General features: G+C 37.7%; 15 protein-coding genes. All 15 read left to right on the top strand.

Annotated features, from left to right (window positions below):
• Window positions 1-4: 4 nt before the first annotated feature.
• The 15 genes from dxr (at window position 5) to pnp (ending at window position 18,653) form a co-directional block, all read left to right on the top strand.
• Window positions 5-1,150, top strand: coding sequence for a 1-deoxy-D-xylulose-5-phosphate reductoisomerase (gene dxr / locus ACFSY7_RS18930; RefSeq protein WP_380149179.1), 1,146 nt, complete (start codon window positions 5-7; stop codon window positions 1,148-1,150).
• Window positions 1,151-1,214: 64 nt separating this feature from the next.
• Window positions 1,215-2,474, top strand: coding sequence for an RIP metalloprotease RseP (gene rseP, locus ACFSY7_RS18925; RefSeq protein WP_380149178.1), 1,260 nt, complete (start codon window positions 1,215-1,217; stop codon window positions 2,472-2,474).
• A gap of 115 nt (window positions 2,475-2,589) precedes the next feature.
• Window positions 2,590-4,299, top strand: coding sequence for a proline--tRNA ligase (locus ACFSY7_RS18920; protein ID WP_380149177.1), 1,710 nt, complete (start codon window positions 2,590-2,592; stop codon window positions 4,297-4,299).
• A 134-nt stretch (window positions 4,300-4,433) separates the two neighbouring features.
• The gene (locus ACFSY7_RS18915) at window positions 4,434-8,765 is read left to right on the top strand and encodes a PolC-type DNA polymerase III (RefSeq protein WP_380149176.1); all 4,332 of its coding nucleotides are present in this window, start codon (window positions 4,434-4,436) and stop codon (window positions 8,763-8,765) included.
• A gap of 132 nt (window positions 8,766-8,897) precedes the next feature.
• The gene (rimP, locus tag ACFSY7_RS18910; RefSeq protein WP_380149174.1) at window positions 8,898-9,386 is read left to right on the top strand and encodes a ribosome maturation factor RimP; all 489 of its coding nucleotides are present in this window, start codon (window positions 8,898-8,900) and stop codon (window positions 9,384-9,386) included.
• Window positions 9,387-9,410: 24 nt separating this feature from the next.
• Window positions 9,411-10,550, top strand: a complete 1,140-nt coding sequence (nusA, locus tag ACFSY7_RS18905) for a transcription termination factor NusA (RefSeq protein WP_380149173.1) — start codon at window positions 9,411-9,413, stop codon at window positions 10,548-10,550.
• A gap of 30 nt (window positions 10,551-10,580) precedes the next feature.
• Entirely contained in the window at window positions 10,581-10,853 is a 273-nt protein-coding gene (gene rnpM, locus ACFSY7_RS18900; protein WP_020189484.1) for an RNase P modulator RnpM, read from the top strand.
• A gap of 1 nt (window position 10,854) precedes the next feature.
• Window positions 10,855-11,169 (top strand): YlxQ family RNA-binding protein, encoded by a 315-nt coding sequence (locus ACFSY7_RS18895; protein ID WP_020189485.1) that lies wholly within the window; start codon window positions 10,855-10,857, stop codon window positions 11,167-11,169.
• Between the two features lie 154 nt (window positions 11,170-11,323).
• Window positions 11,324-13,276: a translation initiation factor IF-2 gene (gene infB / locus ACFSY7_RS18890; protein ID WP_380149172.1), complete on the top strand. Its 1,953-nt coding sequence runs from the start codon at window positions 11,324-11,326 to the stop codon at window positions 13,274-13,276.
• Complete coding sequence (locus ACFSY7_RS18885; RefSeq protein ID WP_380149171.1) at window positions 13,276-13,554, top strand: DUF503 domain-containing protein; 279 nt, start codon at window positions 13,276-13,278, stop codon at window positions 13,552-13,554. The genes infB and ACFSY7_RS18885 overlap by 1 nt, the downstream gene beginning before the upstream one ends.
• An 18-nt stretch (window positions 13,555-13,572) precedes the next feature.
• A complete protein-coding gene (gene rbfA, locus ACFSY7_RS18880) occupies window positions 13,573-13,929 on the top strand; it encodes a 30S ribosome-binding factor RbfA (RefSeq protein ID WP_020189488.1) in 357 nt (118 codons plus the stop codon).
• A 102-nt stretch (window positions 13,930-14,031) separates the two neighbouring features.
• The gene (truB, locus tag ACFSY7_RS18875; RefSeq protein WP_380149170.1) at window positions 14,032-14,943 is read left to right on the top strand and encodes a tRNA pseudouridine(55) synthase TruB; all 912 of its coding nucleotides are present in this window, start codon (window positions 14,032-14,034) and stop codon (window positions 14,941-14,943) included.
• A 12-nt stretch (window positions 14,944-14,955) separates the two neighbouring features.
• Window positions 14,956-15,906: a bifunctional riboflavin kinase/FAD synthetase gene (locus ACFSY7_RS18870; protein WP_020189490.1), complete on the top strand. Its 951-nt coding sequence runs from the start codon at window positions 14,956-14,958 to the stop codon at window positions 15,904-15,906.
• A gap of 200 nt (window positions 15,907-16,106) precedes the next feature.
• The gene (rpsO, locus tag ACFSY7_RS18865; protein WP_010286308.1) at window positions 16,107-16,376 is read left to right on the top strand and encodes a 30S ribosomal protein S15; all 270 of its coding nucleotides are present in this window, start codon (window positions 16,107-16,109) and stop codon (window positions 16,374-16,376) included.
• Window positions 16,377-16,529: 153 nt separating this feature from the next.
• On the top strand, window positions 16,530-18,653 hold the full coding sequence (gene pnp / locus ACFSY7_RS18860; RefSeq protein ID WP_020189491.1) for a polyribonucleotide nucleotidyltransferase: 2,124 nt from the start codon (window positions 16,530-16,532) through the stop codon (window positions 18,651-18,653).
• The last annotated feature ends 53 nt before the right edge of the window (window positions 18,654-18,706 follow it).

The following is an 18,706-nucleotide window of genomic DNA, read 5'->3' as shown; positions in this document are numbered from 1 at the left end:
CATTATGAAGTCGATTAGTTTGTTAGGTGCAACAGGTTCAATTGGACAGCAAACACTTGATATTGTAAAAGATCATCAAGAAGAATTTGAAATTGCTGCATTAGCATCAGGGAAAAATATTGAAAAAACGAAGGAAATTATTCGTGAATTTTCTCCAAAACTTGTTTCTATGCAATCAGAAGAAGATGCACGAGCTTTATCAAAAGAATTTCCGGAATTAGAAGTAACACATGGGTCACAAGGATTAATTGATGTTGCGACATATAGTGATTCAAATGTGTTATTAAATGCTGTATTAGGTAGTATTGGATTGGAGTCTACCCTGGCTGCAATTCGTCAAAAGAAAGCTATTGCAATTGCAAATAAAGAAACCCTTGTGACAGCAGGGCATCTCGTAATGGCGGAAGCAAAAAAATATGGAGCACCTATTTTACCAGTGGATAGTGAACACTCAGCACTTTGGCAATCAATGAATGGCGAAAATCCAAAATCTGTAGAACGCTTGATTTTAACTGCATCAGGTGGTAGTTTCCGTGATAAAACACGTGAAGAGCTTGAAGGTGTGACAGTCAAACAAGCATTGAATCACCCGAATTGGTCAATGGGTGCAAAAATCACAATTGATTCAGCGACATTAATGAATAAAGGGCTGGAAGTAATTGAAGCTGCTGTATTGTATGGCATGTCATATGATAAAATTGATGTTTTAATTCATCGCGAATCAATTATTCATTCGATGGTTGAATATCACGATTCAAGTGTTATGGCACAGCTTGGTACAGCGGATATGCGTACACCAATTCAATACGCTTTAAGTTATCCAGAACGTTTACCACGTTCAACAGCTGAACGATTAGATTTAGCGAAGATTGGTCAATTACATTTTGAAAATGTTGATTTTGATCGTTTCCGTTGCCTAGGCTTTGCATATGAAGCAGGACGTATGGGCGGTACGATTTTAACAGCAATGAATGCAGCTAATGAAGCAGCTGTTGGTTCGTTTTTACAAGAAAAAATTACATTCCTTCAAATTGAAGATGTTATTGAACGTGTGATGCAAACACATGACAATGTTCAAAATCCAGATTTAGAAACAATTTTAGCTGTAGATAAGGAAACAAGAAAAATTGTTGAAGGCATGATAAAATAGCATACAGATGACGGGGCGTGCAATCTTGCATGAAAGTCAACTTTATTATTAAAGGTGGGATTTGATGCAATCAGCAATTGCATTTATATTCGTATTTGGTATGATCGTTTTTTTCCATGAGTTAGGACACTTTATTTTTGCAAAACGCTCTGGCATTATGGTACGTGAATTTGCAGTCGGTTTTGGACCGAAATTATTAGGCATTAAAAAGGGTGAAACACTATATACAATTCGTCTGCTACCAATGGGTGGTTATGTACGGATGGCTGGCGATGATTTAGATAATGTTGAATTACAGCCAGGTTATCGTATCGGGTTTACACTAAATGAAAATGATGAAATTACTCGTCTTGTCATGAATCAAAACAAGCAATTGCCCGATATGCTTTTTCTAGAAGTTGAGAAAGCAGAACTTCAAAAAAAATTATGGGTGGAAGGCTATGATGAAGATGAGCAACTCGTACGTTACAATGTCGCGCGTGACTGTATCATTGAGGAAAATGGTCAAGAAACACAAATTGCACCATATGACCGCACATTTAATGCAAAATCACTGGGTAAACGTGCGATTACAATTTTTGCAGGGCCGTTATTTAACTTTATTTTAGCGATTGTGATTTTCGTCATCATTGGTTTCGTGCAAGGGATTCCGACGAATGAACCTTTAATTGCTAAAGTAGTAGATGATAGTCCGGCTGCTGTAGCAGGCTTTGAAGAAAAAGATTTAATCACGTCTGTTAACGGTAAAAAAGTTGATAAATTCCAGGATTTATCAGCAGTTATTCAAGGAAGCCCTGGTAAGGAAATTACGATTGGTGTCGTACGTGATGGGCAAGATAAAACCTTGAAGGTAACGCCAAAAGAAGTGGAAGTAAATAAAGAAAAAGTGGGGCAAATTGGTATTCAGTATGCGAATACGTATGATAAAAATCCACTTAAAGCAATTCCATATGGATTTGAACAAACATGGACTTGGCTTGTTCAAATTGTGAAAATTTTAGTTGTGCTCGTAACAGGTGGATTTACGCTAGACGCTTTATCTGGTCCTGTAGGTATTTATGAGGCAACATCTGAAGTGGCTAAATATGGTTTCGTAACATTATTAAGTTGGGCTGCCGCACTTAGTGTAAATCTTGGTATTATGAACCTATTACCATTCCCCGCACTAGATGGTGGACGACTTGCATTATTTTTCTATGAATTAGTACGTGGTAAACCACTTGATAAAAATAAAGAAGGTATTATTACGTTTGTTGGCTTTGCATGTCTGATGGTCTTAATGGTCGCGGTAACATGGAACGACATTCAGAGATTCTTCTTTTAGATAGTGAGAAAAAAGTTCATTTGCACAGCAAATGAACTTTTATTGCTTAAAAACATAACAAAAGGCTCTTTGTCTTGTATAATAGAGTCAACTATATTCAAAGGTGAGGTTAAACATGAAACAATCTAAAACATTTATCCCAACTTTACGTGAAGTACCAGCAGATGCTGATGTAAAGTCACATCAATTATTACTTCGCGCAGGATTTATTCGCCAAAGTACATCAGGCGTTTATTCATACCTACCATTAGGTAAAAAAGTGCTTGCAAACATTGAAAAAATCGTTCGTGAAGAAATGGATGCAGTAGGTGGTAACGAAGTATTACTTCCAGCACTACAACAAGCTGAATTATGGCAAGAATCTGGTCGTTGGGAACATTACGGCCCAGAATTAATACGTTTAAAAGATCGTCATAACCGTGATTTTGCATTAGGACCAACTCATGAAGAAGTTATTACAGCATTAGTTCGCGATGAAGTGAAATCATATAAAAAATTACCATTAACACTTTATCAAATTCAAACAAAATTCCGTGATGAAAAACGTCCTCGCTTCGGATTATTACGTGGTCGCGAATTCATTATGAAGGATGCTTATTCTTTCCATGCAACACAAGAAAGCCTTGATGAAACATATGATGATATGGTTCAAGCATATAAAAATATTTTCACACGTCTAGGCTTGAACTTCCGTGCAGTTATTGCTGACTCAGGTTCAATTGGTGGTAAAGATACACATGAATTCATGGTGTTATCTGAAATTGGTGAAGATACAATTGCCTACTCTGATACATCTGATTATGCAGCCAACATTGAAATGGCAGAAGTAAAAGTAGATTATTCAGCACCAGATGTTGATATGACAGAACTTCAAAAAGTAGAAACACCAGATCAAAAAACAATTGAAGATGTTGCAGCATTCCTAGAAGTACCTGCTAGTAATATTGTGAAAACATTAGTATTCAAAGTAGATGAAGAATTAGTAGTTGTTCTTGCTCGTGGCGATCATGAAGTAAATGATATTAAATTAAAACATGCACTAGATGCAGAAACAGCAGAATTAGCAACAGATGAAGAAATCGTTGAATTATTAGGTAGCCATATAGGTTCACTTGGCCCAATTAAATTACCAGTTGGCGTTAAAGTGGTAGCAGATCATGCAATTAAATCGATTCGTAATGGTGTAGCCGGCGCAAATGAAGATGGCTATCATTATACAGGGGTTAACCCAGGTCGTGACTTTGCTGTTGATGCATATGAAGATATTCGCTTCATTCAAGTAGGCGATCCTTCTCCAGATGGTGAAGGTACAATTAAATTTGCTGAAGGAATTGAAGTAGGCCACGTATTTAAACTGGGCACAAAATATTCTGAAGCATTAAATGGCATGTTCTTAGATGAGAATGGTCGTAATCAACCATTTATCATGGGTTGCTATGGTATCGGTGTATCACGTGTAATGGCTGCAGTAGCAGAACAATATCAAGATGCATATGGTTTCACGTGGCCTCAACAAGTAACACCGTATGATGTGCACTTAATTACAGTGAATACAAAAGATGATGCACAAAATGAATTATCAGAAGATCTTTATAAACTATTAACTTCTTATCGTTATGATGTACTTCATGATGACCGTAAAGAACGTGCGGGCGTTAAATTCGCAGATTCAGATTTAATTGGGTTACCAGTGCGTGTAACAGTAGGTAAAAAAGCTGTTGACGGTATTGTTGAAGTAAAAGTTCGTCAAACAGGCGAAACATTTGAATGGGCAAAAGAAGAATTAATTGATCGTTTAAATAATCTATTAAAAACAACAAACTAATTTATAGATAGACTAAAAAAAGCTTGAGCAATCAAGCTTTTTTCTTTTGTCTAAATTGGAAGTATGAGCCTTTGTATGATGCTACGATTTCACGTACAATAGAAGATGAACGTTTAAAGAAAGTAGGTGCAAGCATGTCTAATGAACATGAAGCAAAACAACGTTTTCAGATCTTATTACAACAAATTGGTCTGACAGATGATGTTTACATGCCGTTTTTTGAAGCGGCAGAAATGACACGAATGACGGTGCATAAACAGCAACGTGTTTGGAAGTTTACTTTGAAAACACCAAATATTTTACCGTATCGTGTGTATCAATTATTTAAAATGAATGTGGAAAAAGCATTTTCACAAATTGCACAAGTACAACTGCAATTTACGACAGAACAACCACAAGTGACAGAACAATTAATTCAAGATTATTGGATGACAGTTGTTAATGATTTAGAAGAGATTTCACCACCATTACGAAAAGGTTTAGCAGAGCAAATACCGCAATGGAATGGTCAAAAACTTTCGTTAACATGTAAACGTGATTTTGAACTTGAAGCCTATAAACATAAATATACTGATAAAATCTCAATGAATTATGGTTATTATGGATTTCCAAATTTGCCTGTAGAGTTTGCTTTAAGTGAAGCTACAGAAGAATTGGTAGAGGAACAACAGAAATTTTTAGAGCAGCGTCGTATTGAAGAAGAACAATTTGCGAAAAAAGCTGTAGAAGATATGCAAAAACGTGAGCAAGAAAAAGCGAATAGTGGAGACGAAGATGATGACCGTCCATTCCAACTTGGTATTGCAATGAAGCCTGATGATACATTAATGGAAATTCAACAAATTCAAGATGAAGAACGTCGTGTGACAATTGAAGGATTTGTATTTGATGTGGAAGTGAAAGAGCTACGTAGTGGTCGTTCGCTCTTAACGATGAAAGTTAGTGACTACACGGATTCTATTTTAGTGAAGATGTTTTCACGTGATAAAGATGATGTATCAATTATGCAAAAAGCAAAAAAAGGCATGTGGGTACGCGCACGTGGGTCGATCCAAAATGATACTTTTGTACGTGATTTAGTGATGATGGCACAAGACATGCAAGAAATTCGTCCGCAAATTCGTTCGGATAAAGCGCCAGAAGGAGAACGTCGTGTAGAGCTCCATATGCACTCATCAATGAGCCAAATGGATGCGACATCTTCAGCGGCAGAGCTTGTGACACAGGCAGCTAAATGGGGACATCCAGCAGTAGCGATTACAGATCACGGTGGAGCACAAGCATTTCCAGAAGCTTATGGCGCTGCAGAGAAAAATGGCATTAAAGCGATTTTTGGCGTTGAAGCTAACTTAGTGGATGATGGGGTGCCGATTGCTTATGAACCTCGTCATATTGAGCTTGAGCATGCAACATTCGTTGTTTTTGATGTAGAAACGACAGGTTTATCAGCTGCATACGATACAATTATTGAATTGGCTGCTGTGAAGATTGTAGACGGTGAAGTGATTGATACATTTGAAAGTTTTTCAAATCCACATCACCCATTATCTGCTACAACAATTGAATTAACAGGAATTACAGATGACATGGTTCGTGATGCACCAAAAGTAGAAGAGATGATTGCAAAATTCCACGATTTTATTGGAGATGGAATTGTCGTCGCACATAACGCTTCATTTGATATTGGTTTTTTATATGAAGCATATAAAAAAGCGGGAATCGACCATTTTGATCACTCTGTAATCGATACACTGGAATTAGCTCGCATGCTATATCCAACGATGAAAAATCATCGTTTAAATACATTGTGTAAAAAGCTAAATATCGAACTAACGCAACATCACCGTGCGATTTATGATACAGAAGCGACAGGTTATTTATTACTTCATCTATTAAAGGATGCCGTGAAAGAAAAAGACATCGCATTCCATGATGATTTTAATAAATATGTTGGCGGCGGAGATTCTTATAAACGTTCTCGCCCAACGCATTGTACGATTTTAGCGCAAACACAAGACGGTTTGAAAAATATGTTTAAACTAATTAGTGAGGCGCATACAGAAACTTTTTATCGCGTCCCTCGTATCAAGCGTTCATCATTACAAAAATATCGCGAAGGATTATTAGTGGGTTCTGGTTGTTCAGATGGTGAATTTTTTACAGCTGTTATGCAGAAATCCGTTAATGAAGCGATGGAAGTAGCAAAATTTTACGATTATTTAGAAGTACAACCCAAGGGCGTATATAAGCCTTTATTAGAACGTGAATTAATTAAAGATGAATGGAATATGGAGGATATTGTGCGTAAAGTTGTGAAAATCGGTAAAAAGCTGGACAAGCCGGTTATTGCGACAGGAAATGTACATTACCTCCACAAAGAGGATTCGATTTTCCGTAAAATTCTGATTCGTTCACAAGGTGGAGCGAATCCATTAAATCGTGCGGAACTGCCTGAGAGTCACTTCCGTACAACCGATGAAATGCTAGAAGACTTTGCTTTCTTAGGCGAAGATTTAGCGAAAGAAATTGTTGTGACAAACTCACAAGCTTTAGCTGAATCGATTGATAAGGTAGTGCCAATTAAAGATGATTTATATACACCTAAAATTGAAGGGTCGGATGAAGAAGTAACTCGACGAACATACAAAATGGCACATGAAATCTACGGTGAGATACTACCGGAAATCGTAGAAAAACGAATTGAAAAAGAATTGAAATCTATTTTAGGACATGGATTTGGTGTTATTTATTTAATTTCTGCGAAGCTCGTAAAAAAATCATTATCTGATGGTTATCTAGTAGGTTCGCGTGGTTCTGTAGGGTCTTCCCTTGTTGCAACATTTATGGAGATTACAGAAGTAAATCCATTAGCACCTCATTATATTTGTCCAAACTGTAAGCACTCAGAATTCTTCGAGGACGGTTCGGTTGCTTCGGGTTATGACTTACCGAATAAGGATTGTCCAGAATGTGGTACGGCTTATAAAAAAGATGGGCAAGACATACCATTTGAAACGTTCTTAGGATTTAAAGGGGATAAGGTACCCGATATTGATTTGAACTTCTCTGGTGAATATCAACCGCAGGCACATAATTATACAAAAATTTTATTCGGTGAAGATTATGCTTTCCGTGCAGGAACAATTGGTACGGTAGCAGAAAAAACAGCTTACGGTTATGTAAAAGGATATGGTCAAGACCATAACATTAACTTCCGTGGTGCTGAGGTGGATCGTCTTGTACAAGGTTGTACGGGTGTTAAACGTACAACTGGGCAGCACCCAGGTGGTATTATTGTTGTACCAAGCTATATGGATATTTATGATTTTACGCCAATTCAATATCCTGCAGATGATCAAAATGCAGAATGGCGTACTACACACTTTGATTTCCACTCGATTCACGATAATATTTTAAAACTCGATATTCTAGGACATGATGATCCGACCGTTATCCGTATGCTACAGGACTTATCGGGTATCGATCCAAAAACGATTCCAACCGATGATACAGAAGTAATGAAAATCTTTACTGGTCCAGAAGTTCTTGGAGTAACGGCTGATCAAATTATGTGTAAAACAGGTACGCTAGGAATTCCTGAATTTGGTACGAAGTTTGTACGTGGTATGTTAGAAGAAACGAAGCCATCGACGTTTTCTGAGCTTGTCCAAATTTCGGGATTGTCTCATGGAACGGATGTATGGCTAGGGAATGCAAGTGATTTAATTGCCGATGGTACATGTGTGTTATCTGAAGTAATTGGTTGTCGTGATGATATTATGGTGTATTTAATTTATCAAGGTTTGGAGCCTTCATTAGCCTTCAAAATTATGGAGCATGTGCGTAAAGGGAAAGGTTTAACTGAAGAAATGGAAGCAGCGATGATGGCTGAAAATGTACCAAAATGGTATATCGAATCATGTAAAAAAATCAAATACATGTTCCCGAAAGCCCATGCGGCAGCCTATGTATTGATGGCGATTCGTATTGCGTACTTCAAAGTGCATTTACCAATTCTTTATTATTGTGCTTATTTCACTGTACGTGCTTCGGATTTTGATTTAATCGCGATGGTCAATGGACCAGAAATGATTAAAGCACAAATGAAAGAAGTGAGTGATAAAGGCTTAGATGCTTCTGTTAAAGAAAAAAGTTTATTAACAGTACTTGAATTATCACTAGAAATGTGTGAACGTGGCATGCATTTCCAAAAAGTTGACTTGTATCGTTCAAAGGCAACAGAATTTGTAATTGATGGGCAAAGTTTAATTCCACCATTTAATGCGATTCCTGGTTTAGGGAATAGTGTAGCAGAGATGATTGTCACAGCGCGGGAACAAGGTGAATTCTTATCAAAAGAAGATTTACAAATTCGTGGGCGTGTTTCAAAATCATTAATCGAGTATATGGACCGCTTAGGTTGTCTTGAAGGATTACCAGAAGCGAACCAATTATCACTGTTCTAGCCTATTCTATTGCATTGTAGCGCTATTTGTGATAGGATTTAAGTAATTATTTGTTGATAGTACGACGGCAAAAGAGTGGGATTTCCCGCTCTTTTCTGTTTGTCTATGACAATAACTAGTCAGGAGGAGAGTATGAGTAAAGTTACGTCTGAAATTGAACAGCTCGCAATGCCAATCGTTGAAGAGTTAAAACTAGAACTTGTCGATGTAGAGTTTGTGAAAGAAGGGCGCGATTGGTTTTTACGCGTCTATGTAGATACTCCTGAAGGAAATATTGATATTGATCAATGTGCCCAAGTTAGTGAAAAACTGAGCGAGAAGTTAGACGAATCGGATCCTATTTCGCAAAACTATTTCCTTGAAGTATCTTCACCAGGAGCAGAACGTCCTCTGAAAAAGGAAGCAGATTACATTAAAGCAATCGGCCAATTCGTTCACATGAAAACATATGAGGCAGTCAATGGAATGAAAGTCTTTGAAGGTTACCTAAAATCATTTACTGATGAAGGTGCCGAAATTGATATGCTAATTAAAACTAGAAAACTGAAAGTTCTTATTCCAAAAGATAAAATTGCCAATGCTAGGTTAGCAATCGACTTTTCGAAACACAAAGAATTTTAAATATTGTAGGAGTGAAAAAATAAAATGAGTAAGGAATTAGTTGGTGCATTAAAAGCACTAGAACAAAAAGGGATTTCTCGTGAAATTATCGTAGATGCAATTGAAGCGGCATTAATCAACGCTTACAAAAAAAATTATGAACAAGCTGCCAATGTACGCGTTGACTTAAACCTAGAAAAAGGAACAATGCGCCTTTATTCACGTAAAGATGTAGTCGGTATCGTAGAAGATGAACGTTTACAAATTTCATTAGAAGATGCTAAAGAAGTGAACCCATCATACGAACTTGGCGATGTTGTAGAAAAAGAAGAAGTTCCTCGTGATTTCGGTCGTATCGCAGCAACAACTGCTAAACAAATCGTTACACAACGTTTCCGTGAAGCAGAACGTGGTCTTATCTATGAAGAATACGTAGACCGTGCAGATGATATCATTAATGGTGTTGTTGAACGTATGGATGCTCGCAATATTTATGTGGGTATTGGCAAAATCGAAGCTGTATTACCGCAAAACGAACAAATTCAAGGCGAAACGTACGAACCACATGATCGTATCAAGGTTTACATCACAAAAGTAGAACGCTCTACTCGTGGTCCACAAGTATTCGTATCACGTACTCATCCTGGTTTACTTCGCCGTTTATTCGAACTTGAAGTACCAGAAATCTTTGAAGGTACTGTAGAAATTAAATCGATTTCACGTGAAGCGGGCGATCGTTCTAAAATCTCTGTAGTAGCTCATAACGAAGAAGTAGATCCTGTAGGTGCTTGTGTAGGTGCTAAAGGTGCACGTGTTCAAACAATCGTTAATGAATTAAATGGTGAGAAAATCGATATCGTTGAATGGTCAGAAGATCCAATCGAATTTGTTGCGAACGCACTTAGCCCATCAAAAGTTCTTGATGTTCAAGTAAATGAAGAAGAAAAATCAACAACAGTTGTTGTACCGGATTATCAATTATCATTAGCAATCGGTAAACGCGGTCAAAATGCTCGTCTTGCTGCAAAATTAACTGGTTGGAAAATCGATATTAAATCAGAAACGGATGCACGCGAATTAGGTATTTACCCTAACGAAAATTCTACATTTGTACCAGTAGAAGATGAAACAGTTGCTTCTGAAGAAGTAGAAATCGATTTATACCAAGACGGCGAAGAAGCATAATCGTCCGAATCAATTTGGAGGGTGAAAAGTATGCCAACAAATCGTAAAGTGCCACTGCGCCGTTGTGTTGCAACAAATGAAATGCATCCTAAAAAAGAGATGATTCGTGTTGTACGCTCAAAAGAAGGCGAAGTATCAGTAGATGTAACAGGTAAAAAATCAGGACGGGGTGCTTATGTTTCAAAAACAGAATATGCTGTTAATGAAGCAAAACGTAAAAATGTATTAAAGCATCAGCTTGAAGTAGAAATTCCAGAACAAATTTATGAAGACTTACTAGCAGTTATTCGAAAGGAATCGTAAAATGACAACAGAACAAGCCATTTTTAATTTATTGGGAATCGCTGCCAGTGCAAGAAAAGTCGTATCAGGCGAAGAACAAGTGGTAAAAGAAGTACGTGGGAATGATGCCAAACTTGTCATTATCTCAGCAGATGCTTCACAAAACACAACAAAAAAATTGCACGATAAATGTGCATATTATAATGTGCCGATTTATGTCTTTGGTTCGCGTGAGCAATTAGGTCATGCGACAGGACGTGAAACGCGTGTATCTCTAGCAATTATGGATAACGGCTTTGCTAAAAAGCTATCGCAGTACTTCAATGAGTTAGCGTAAGTTGTCTGTCTATGAGATACTGGTGTTGACCACTTCAGAAAGGCCATCATTACAGCCGAAGGACAGCCAGGAACTCGTCCTGCGATAAACGGGATGGCGATCTAATGTCGTTTATCGTAAAAAGACAAAACTAAACAACAAGTAAGGAAGTACTATGACTAATAATTCATCATCTAAAAACAATAATAGCAATAGTAACACTAACAATAGTAACTCTCGCAATAATAATAACCGCGGTGGTGGACGTCCAGGTCAAGGTGGACGTCCAAACCAACGCCGTCGACCAGGTATTCATGGCGGACAACGTCGTAAAAACCGTCCAACACCTCCACCACCAGTGAAAAAAGAATTGCCAGAACAAATTACGTTCTATGAATCATTATCTGTTGGGGAGTTAGCGAAAAAATTAGGTCGCGAACCTTCTGAAATCATTAAAAAATTATTCATGTTAGGTATCATGGCTACAATCAACAACGAACTTGATAAAGATGCCATCGAATTAATTTGTGCTGATTATGGTGTAGAAGTTGAAGAAGAAATTCGTATTGACCGTACGGACTTAGGTACGTATTTCGAAGACGAAGAAGAGCACCCAGAAGATATTAAAGAACGCCCACCAGTTGTAACAATCATGGGTCACGTCGATCATGGTAAAACAACATTACTTGACTCAATTCGTAATACAAAAGTTACGGAAGGTGAAGCAGGCGGTATCACACAACATATCGGTGCTTACCAAGTAAAAGTTAACGACAAAAAAATCACATTCCTTGATACACCTGGACACGCAGCTTTCACCACAATGCGTGCTCGTGGTGCAAAAATCACGGATTTAACAATCTTAGTTGTTGCAGCTGATGATGGTGTCATGCCTCAAACAGTAGAAGCAATCAACCATGCGAAAGCGGCAGAAGTGCCAATTATCGTAGCAGTAAACAAAATGGATAAACCTTCTGCAAACCCTGATCGTGTAATGCAAGAATTAACAGAACATGGTTTAATTCCAGAAGATTGGGGCGGCGATACAATCTTCGTACCAATCTCAGCACTTAAAGGTGACGGAATTGACCAACTTTTAGAAATGATTCTTTTAGTTTCTGAAGTAGGAGAATTAAAAGCAAATGAAAAACGTTTAGCTATGGGTACAGTAATTGAAGCACAACTTGATAAAGGTCGTGGTTCTGTTGCAACACTATTAGTTCAAAACGGTACATTAAACGTTGGGGATCCAATCGTAGTAGGTAACACATTTGGTCGTGTACGTGCTATGGTGAATGATCTTGGTCGTCGTGTTAAATCTGCAGGTCCTTCAACTCCAGTTGAAATTACAGGTTTAAACGACGTCCCTCAAGCTGGTGACTTATTCGTTGTATTTGAAGACGAAAAACGCGCACGCCAAGTTGGTGAAGCTCGTCAAACATTAGCTATCCAAGAACACCGTAACGAAGGTTCTCGTGTAACATTAGATAACTTGTTCGAACAAATGAAACAAGGCGAAATGAAAGAGTTAAACTTAATCGTTAAAGCCGACGTTCAAGGTACAGTAGAAGCTATGGCTGCATCACTTATGAAGATTGATGTTGAAGGTGTAAATGTTAAAATCATTCACACTGGTGCTGGTGCAATTACTGAATCAGATATCGCATTAGCAGCTGCTTCTAATGCGATCGTTATCGGTTTCAACGTACGTCCAGATACAAACGCAAAACGCGCTGCTGACGAAGAAGGCGTAGATATTCGTTTACATCGTATTATTTACAAAGTAATCGAAGAAATCGAACAAGCGATGAAAGGTATGCTTGATCCAGAATACGAAGAAAAAATCATTGGTAATGCAGAAGTACGTGAAACATTTAAAGTTTCTAAAGTGGGTACAATCGCAGGTGGTTACGTAACAGAGGGTAAACTTGTTCGTGATGCTGGCGTACGTGTTATTCGTGACTCAATCGTTATTTTTGAAGGTGAATTATCTTCATTAAAACGTTTCAAAGACGATGCAAAAGAAGTTGCAAAAGGTTACGAATGTGGTTTCACTATCGCGAACTACAATGATATTCAAGTAGGCGACATTATTGAAGCATTCGTAATGGAAGAAATTAAACGATAATGATTGTTTACGCCGAATGTGAATTTTTTATTCCAACGGTGCATTCGCTAAAGGAAAAAAGAGCTGTTTTACAAGGTATGATAATGCGTGCAAAACAACGCTTCAATGTTTCTATAGCAGAAATTAATTATCAGAATGTATGGCAAAGAACGGTTGTTGCGCTTGTAGCAGTTGCATCAGATACAGTTGCCGCGAAGCGAGAACTAGACCGCGCCATTGCATTTTTAGAGACAAACCCCGAGTGGGAATGTACGAATATCAACATCGAGTATCTATAGCAAAGAGGTGAGACTTGTATGTCACAAGTACGTTCAAACCGAGTTGCTGAGCAAATGAAAAAAGAGCTAGGCGACATTATCGGTCGAAAATTAAAAGATCCTCGTGTAGGCTTTATTACAGTCACAGATGTTGAAGTAACAGGTGATTTGCAACAAGCTACGGTTTATATTACAAGCCTAGGCAACGAACGTGAGAAAGAAGCTACATTAAAAGGGCTTGAAAAAGCAAAAGGCTTCATTCGTTCAGAAATCGCAAAGCGTATTCGTTTACGCATCACACCAGAATTAACATTTGAATTTGATGCTTCAACTGAATATGGTAATAAAATTGACCAATTACTGCGTCAACTACATGAATCTGAAAAAGATTATTAACATTAAAAGACTGAGAAGCTTCGGCTCCTCAGTCTTTTTTATTGAAATCATACACGCAAAAAGCTATTCTTAAAGAATGAATAGCAACAAAGGAGAATGAACATGCACGGTATTTTACCTTTATGGAAAGAACGCGGAATGACGTCACATGACTGCGTATTTAAAGTGAGAAAAATTTTAAGAATGAAAAAAGTAGGGCACACAGGAACACTTGACCCTGGTGTTGATGGTGTATTACCGATTTGTTTAGGTAATGCAACACGTTTAGCAGAATATATTACCGATGCAGGTAAGGTGTATCAAGCAGTGATTTCAATCGGACGTTCAACGACGACAGAAGATGCAGAAGGCGATACGGTTGAAGAAAATAATGATGAGAAACATTTTTCTCGTAAAGAATTAGAAGCTGTATTTGAAAAGCTTACAGGCAAGATTACACAAATACCACCGATGTTTTCAGCTGTTAAAGTGAATGGTCGTAAACTATATGAATATGCTCGTGCAGGTGAAACAGTTGAGCGTCCAAGCCGTCAAGTGATGATTTATAGTATTGAATTACTTGATAATGAGAAGTCTTATTCAGGAAATGAAGTAACTTTTCCTGTACGCATTCATTGTGGTAAAGGTACGTATATTCGCACATTGGCTGTTCAAATGGGCGAGTTATTAGGATACCCAGCTCACATGGCACAATTGACACGCGTCATGTCAGGTAGCTATACGCGTGAACAATGTGTAACTTTAGCAGAACTACAGTTATTAGCTGATGAAGACCGTTTAAATGAAGTGATTCGTCCGTTAGAAACAGCATTGTCCGAGTTTCCTCAACAAGAAATAACAGCACAAAATGAAAAACAAGTGAAAAATGGTATGGTCCTTCCAATGCACCCAGAGCTAGTAGAACATGATAAACTAGTCTTTGTAGAACAGCAAAAAGCCGTGGCGGTATATGTGAAACATCCATCTAAAAAAGATCAAATGAAACCTGAAAAAATGTTTCCAAACATAGATTAGGAGGAACGTTCAATGCAAGTGATTCAATTGATGTATCCACATCACATTCACACAGAAGAAGTGAGTGGCCCTTATTCACTCGCATTAGGCTTTTTTGACGGCGTACATAGAGGTCATCAAAAGGTAATCAATGCAGCGAAAGAAAAGGCACAACAAACGAATACAAAGTTAGCGGTAATGACCTTTGATCCACATCCTTCGCTTGTTTTAGGGGGACGTAAAGAAGCTATTTTTTACATTACACCGCTTCAACAAAAAATCGAGGTTTTAGAAAAATTAGGTGTTGATACATTATTTGTCGTACGTTTTACATCTGATTTTGCTAAATTAAGTCCAGAAGATTTCGTACAATTATTTGTAAGAGATTTAAATGTAGTTCATGTAACTGCAGGCTTTGATTATACGTTTGGTAGTCGAGGTTGCGGTAATATGGATGTGATGAGAGAGCTTTGTGGTACGGATATTTCCGTACAAGTTGTAGAAAAATTAGAGGATGGTGACGATAAGGTGAGTTCAACACGTATTCGAGGACTACTAAAAGAGGGCAATATTGAAGAAGTTCAAACATTATTAGGACGACCATATCAAACACCAGGTGTCGTCGTTCATGGGGACAAACGAGGTCGTCAAATTGGTTTCCCAACAGCAAATGTTCAAGTACCTGAAGGAACATTTATTCCGGCAAATGGCGTCTATGTTGTGAAAATTCGTGTGCAAGATGAATGGTATGAAGGTATGTGTAATATTGGTTTTAAACCAACATTTAAAAATCCAGATGAAAAACTACTAACAATTGAAGTAAATATTTTTGATTTTGATCGTAATATTTACGGAGAAGAAGTAGCGATTGATTGGTATAAACGTTTGCGCGATGAACAACGTTTTAATGGTATTGAAGCGCTTATTGCACAATTACAAGCGGACAAACAACAATGTATGGAATATTTTGAGGCACAAAAATAATCCATACGCGTGATAAGAATGTAATGGCTAAAAATAAAGAACTATACTTGCAAATGATGTGAATATAGTTGCAACATAAAGCCTTTATATGATACACTTCTTTAAGTGATTTAATCACGGACAACCATTACTTGGTCAATCGATTCTCCAACGATGAACTCAGTAAATGGGGGTTTTTATAATTTTAGGAGGTGTAGAGCATGGCTCTAACAAAAGAACGTAAAAACGAAATCATCGCGGAATTCCGCACACACGAAAGTGATACTGGTTCTCCAGAAGTACAAATCGCTGTACTAACTGCAGAAATCAATTTATTAAACGATCACTTACGTACACACAAAAAGGATCACCACTCTCGTCGCGGTTTATTCAAAATGGTAGGTCGTCGTCGTAACCTATTAAAATACCTTCGTGAAAACGATGTAACTCGTTACCGCGAAACTATTCAAAAATTAGGTTTACGTCGCTAGAATTTAATTCAGCACACAAAAGCGGGCTAGCCCCGCTTTTTCTTATGTTTTCAAACATTTCCTAGATGTTAAAAATGATGGAATTTGATAAAATATACTATTACATAGATAAAAAATGGTGTTAGATAATCGTAGAGAGGAGTTCATTTTACAATGAGCGAAAAAAAGGTGTATACCTATGAATGGGCTGGTCGTCCACTTCAAATTGAAGTCGGTCAATTAGCAAAACAAGCAAATGGTGCAGTAATGGTTCGCTATGGTGATACAGCTGTGTTATGTAATGCGACAGCATCAAAGAAACCAAAGCAAACAGATTTCTTTCCATTAACAGTGAATTATGAAGAAAAGATGTATGCGGCAGGTAAAATTCCAGGAGGCTTTATTAAACGTGAAGGTCGTGCTTCTGAAAAAGCAATCTTAACGTCACGCTTAATTGACCGTCCAATTCGCCCATTATTCCCAGATGGCTTCCGTAATGAAGTACAAGTTATTTCAATGGTTATGTCTGCAGATCCAGATTGTTCAACTGAAATGGCTGCTATGTTGGGATCTTCTTTAGCGCTTATGGTATCCGACATTCCATTTGATGGACCAATTGCCGGCGTGCAAATTGGTTTGATTGATGGCGAATTTATTGTCAATCCAACACCAGAACAAGAAGCCGTATCGTTAATTAACTTAGCAGTAGCTGGTACAAAGGAAGCAATCAACATGGTAGAAGCGGGAGCACTAGAAGTTCCTGAAGAAACAATGCTTGAAGCAATTCTTTTCGGTCACGAAGAAATTAAAAAGGTCATCGCTTTCCAAGAAAAAATTGCAGCTGAATGTGGAAAAGAAAAAATGGCTGTGGAATTACATGAGTTAGATGCTACGCTTATTGCAGAAATCAATGATGCATATGAACCTCAAATGATCGCTGCTATTCAAACATATGAGAAGCATGCACGTGATGAAGCAATTAATGCAGTAAAAGCACTTGTAATGGAAGCTTATACTGAGAAAATTGGCGATGTTGCAGATGCAGAAGCGCAATTAAAACAAGTTTCACAGGTATTGGATAAAATGGTTAAGGATGAAGTACGTCGTTTAATTACGGATGAAAAAATTCGTCCTGATGGTCGTAAATTAGATGAAATTCGTCCACTTTCTTCAGAAGTTAATTTACTTCCTCGTGCGCATGGTTCAGGCTTATTTACACGTGGTCAAACACAAGCGTTATCTGTTTGTACATTAGGCTCATTATCAGAAGTGCAATTAATTGATGGCTTAGGTGTCGAAGAGAATAAACGTTTCATGCATCATTACAACTTCCCTCAATTCTCAGTTGGTGAAGTTGGTCCAATGCGTGGTCCAGGTCGTCGTGAAATTGGGCATGGTGCTTTAGGTGAACGTGCATTACTTGCTGTCATTCCAGATGAAAAAGATTTCCCTTACACAATTCGTTGTGTATCAGAAGTGCTTGAATCAAATGGCTCGACGTCACAAGCATCAATTTGTGGTTCTTGTCTTGCAATGATGGATGCTGGTGTACCATTAAAAGCACCTGTAGCAGGTATCGCAATGGGTCTTGTGAAAAAAGGTGACAACTATGCGGTATTAACAGATATTCAAGGTATGGAAGATCATCTTGGTGATATGGACTTTAAAGTAGCAGGTACAGCTAAAGGTGTAACGGCACTTCAAATGGATATTAAAATTGATGGCATTAACCGTGCAATTTTAGAAGAAGCTTTAGAACAAGCAAAACGTGGTCGTATGATTATTTTAGATTCAATGCTTGCAACATTATCAGGTCCTCGTGAAGAGTTATCAACACATGCTCCGAAAATCAAAAAAATGCAAATTAAACCAGAAAAAATTCGTGATGTTATTGGACCTGGGGGTAAGCAAATTAATAAAATCATTGATGAAACGGGTGTTAAGATTGATACCGAACAAAATGGTACGATTTTCATTGCTTCTGTTGATCAAGAGATGATTCAAAAAGCGCAAGAAATGATTGAAGGAATTGTTCGCGAAGCACAAGTTGGCGAATATTTCATGGGGAAAGTAAAACGTATTGAAAAATTCGGTGCTTTCTTAGAAATTTTCCCAGGTAAAGACGGCTTGCTTCATATTTCTGAAATCCAAGAAGAACGTACAAATAATGTTGAAGATGTTTTAAAATTAGGTGATGAATTACGTGTGAAATGTATTGAAGTTGATGCGAAACATCGTGTGAACTTATCACGCAAAGTTGTTATTCAAGAAGAGAAAGCAGCTGTAGAAGAAATTTAGTCTTTTTATAAAATAAAGTGTAATACGCCATGTATTGCGCTTTTTTTGTGTTG

It is taken from the genome of Kurthia populi, from assembly GCF_042686175.1.
Taxonomy (GTDB): domain Bacteria; phylum Bacillota; class Bacilli; order Bacillales_A; family Planococcaceae; genus Kurthia; species Kurthia populi.
This window is presented reverse-complemented; position numbering and strand designations above follow the sequence as displayed.

Coding starts and splice junctions, on each gene's coding strand:
- truB (WP_380149170.1), top strand. CDS start 14,032: ATGCACGGTATTTTACCTTTATGGAAAGAACGCGGAATGACGTCACAT.
- rbfA (WP_020189488.1), top strand. CDS start 13,573: ATGTCACAAGTACGTTCAAACCGAGTTGCTGAGCAAATGAAAAAAGAG.
- rimP (WP_380149174.1), top strand. CDS start 8,898: ATGAGTAAAGTTACGTCTGAAATTGAACAGCTCGCAATGCCAATCGTT.
- rseP (WP_380149178.1), top strand. CDS start 1,215: ATGCAATCAGCAATTGCATTTATATTCGTATTTGGTATGATCGTTTTT.
- infB (WP_380149172.1), top strand. CDS start 11,324: ATGACTAATAATTCATCATCTAAAAACAATAATAGCAATAGTAACACT.
- rnpM (WP_020189484.1), top strand. CDS start 10,581: ATGCCAACAAATCGTAAAGTGCCACTGCGCCGTTGTGTTGCAACAAAT.
- ACFSY7_RS18895 (WP_020189485.1), top strand. CDS start 10,855: ATGACAACAGAACAAGCCATTTTTAATTTATTGGGAATCGCTGCCAGT.
- rpsO (WP_010286308.1), top strand. CDS start 16,107: ATGGCTCTAACAAAAGAACGTAAAAACGAAATCATCGCGGAATTCCGC.
- ACFSY7_RS18885 (WP_380149171.1), top strand. CDS start 13,276: ATGATTGTTTACGCCGAATGTGAATTTTTTATTCCAACGGTGCATTCG.
- ACFSY7_RS18920 (WP_380149177.1), top strand. CDS start 2,590: ATGAAACAATCTAAAACATTTATCCCAACTTTACGTGAAGTACCAGCA.
- nusA (WP_380149173.1), top strand. CDS start 9,411: ATGAGTAAGGAATTAGTTGGTGCATTAAAAGCACTAGAACAAAAAGGG.
- ACFSY7_RS18915 (WP_380149176.1), top strand. CDS start 4,434: ATGTCTAATGAACATGAAGCAAAACAACGTTTTCAGATCTTATTACAA.
- ACFSY7_RS18870 (WP_020189490.1), top strand. CDS start 14,956: ATGCAAGTGATTCAATTGATGTATCCACATCACATTCACACAGAAGAA.
- dxr (WP_380149179.1), top strand. CDS start 5: ATGAAGTCGATTAGTTTGTTAGGTGCAACAGGTTCAATTGGACAGCAA.
- pnp (WP_020189491.1), top strand. CDS start 16,530: ATGAGCGAAAAAAAGGTGTATACCTATGAATGGGCTGGTCGTCCACTT.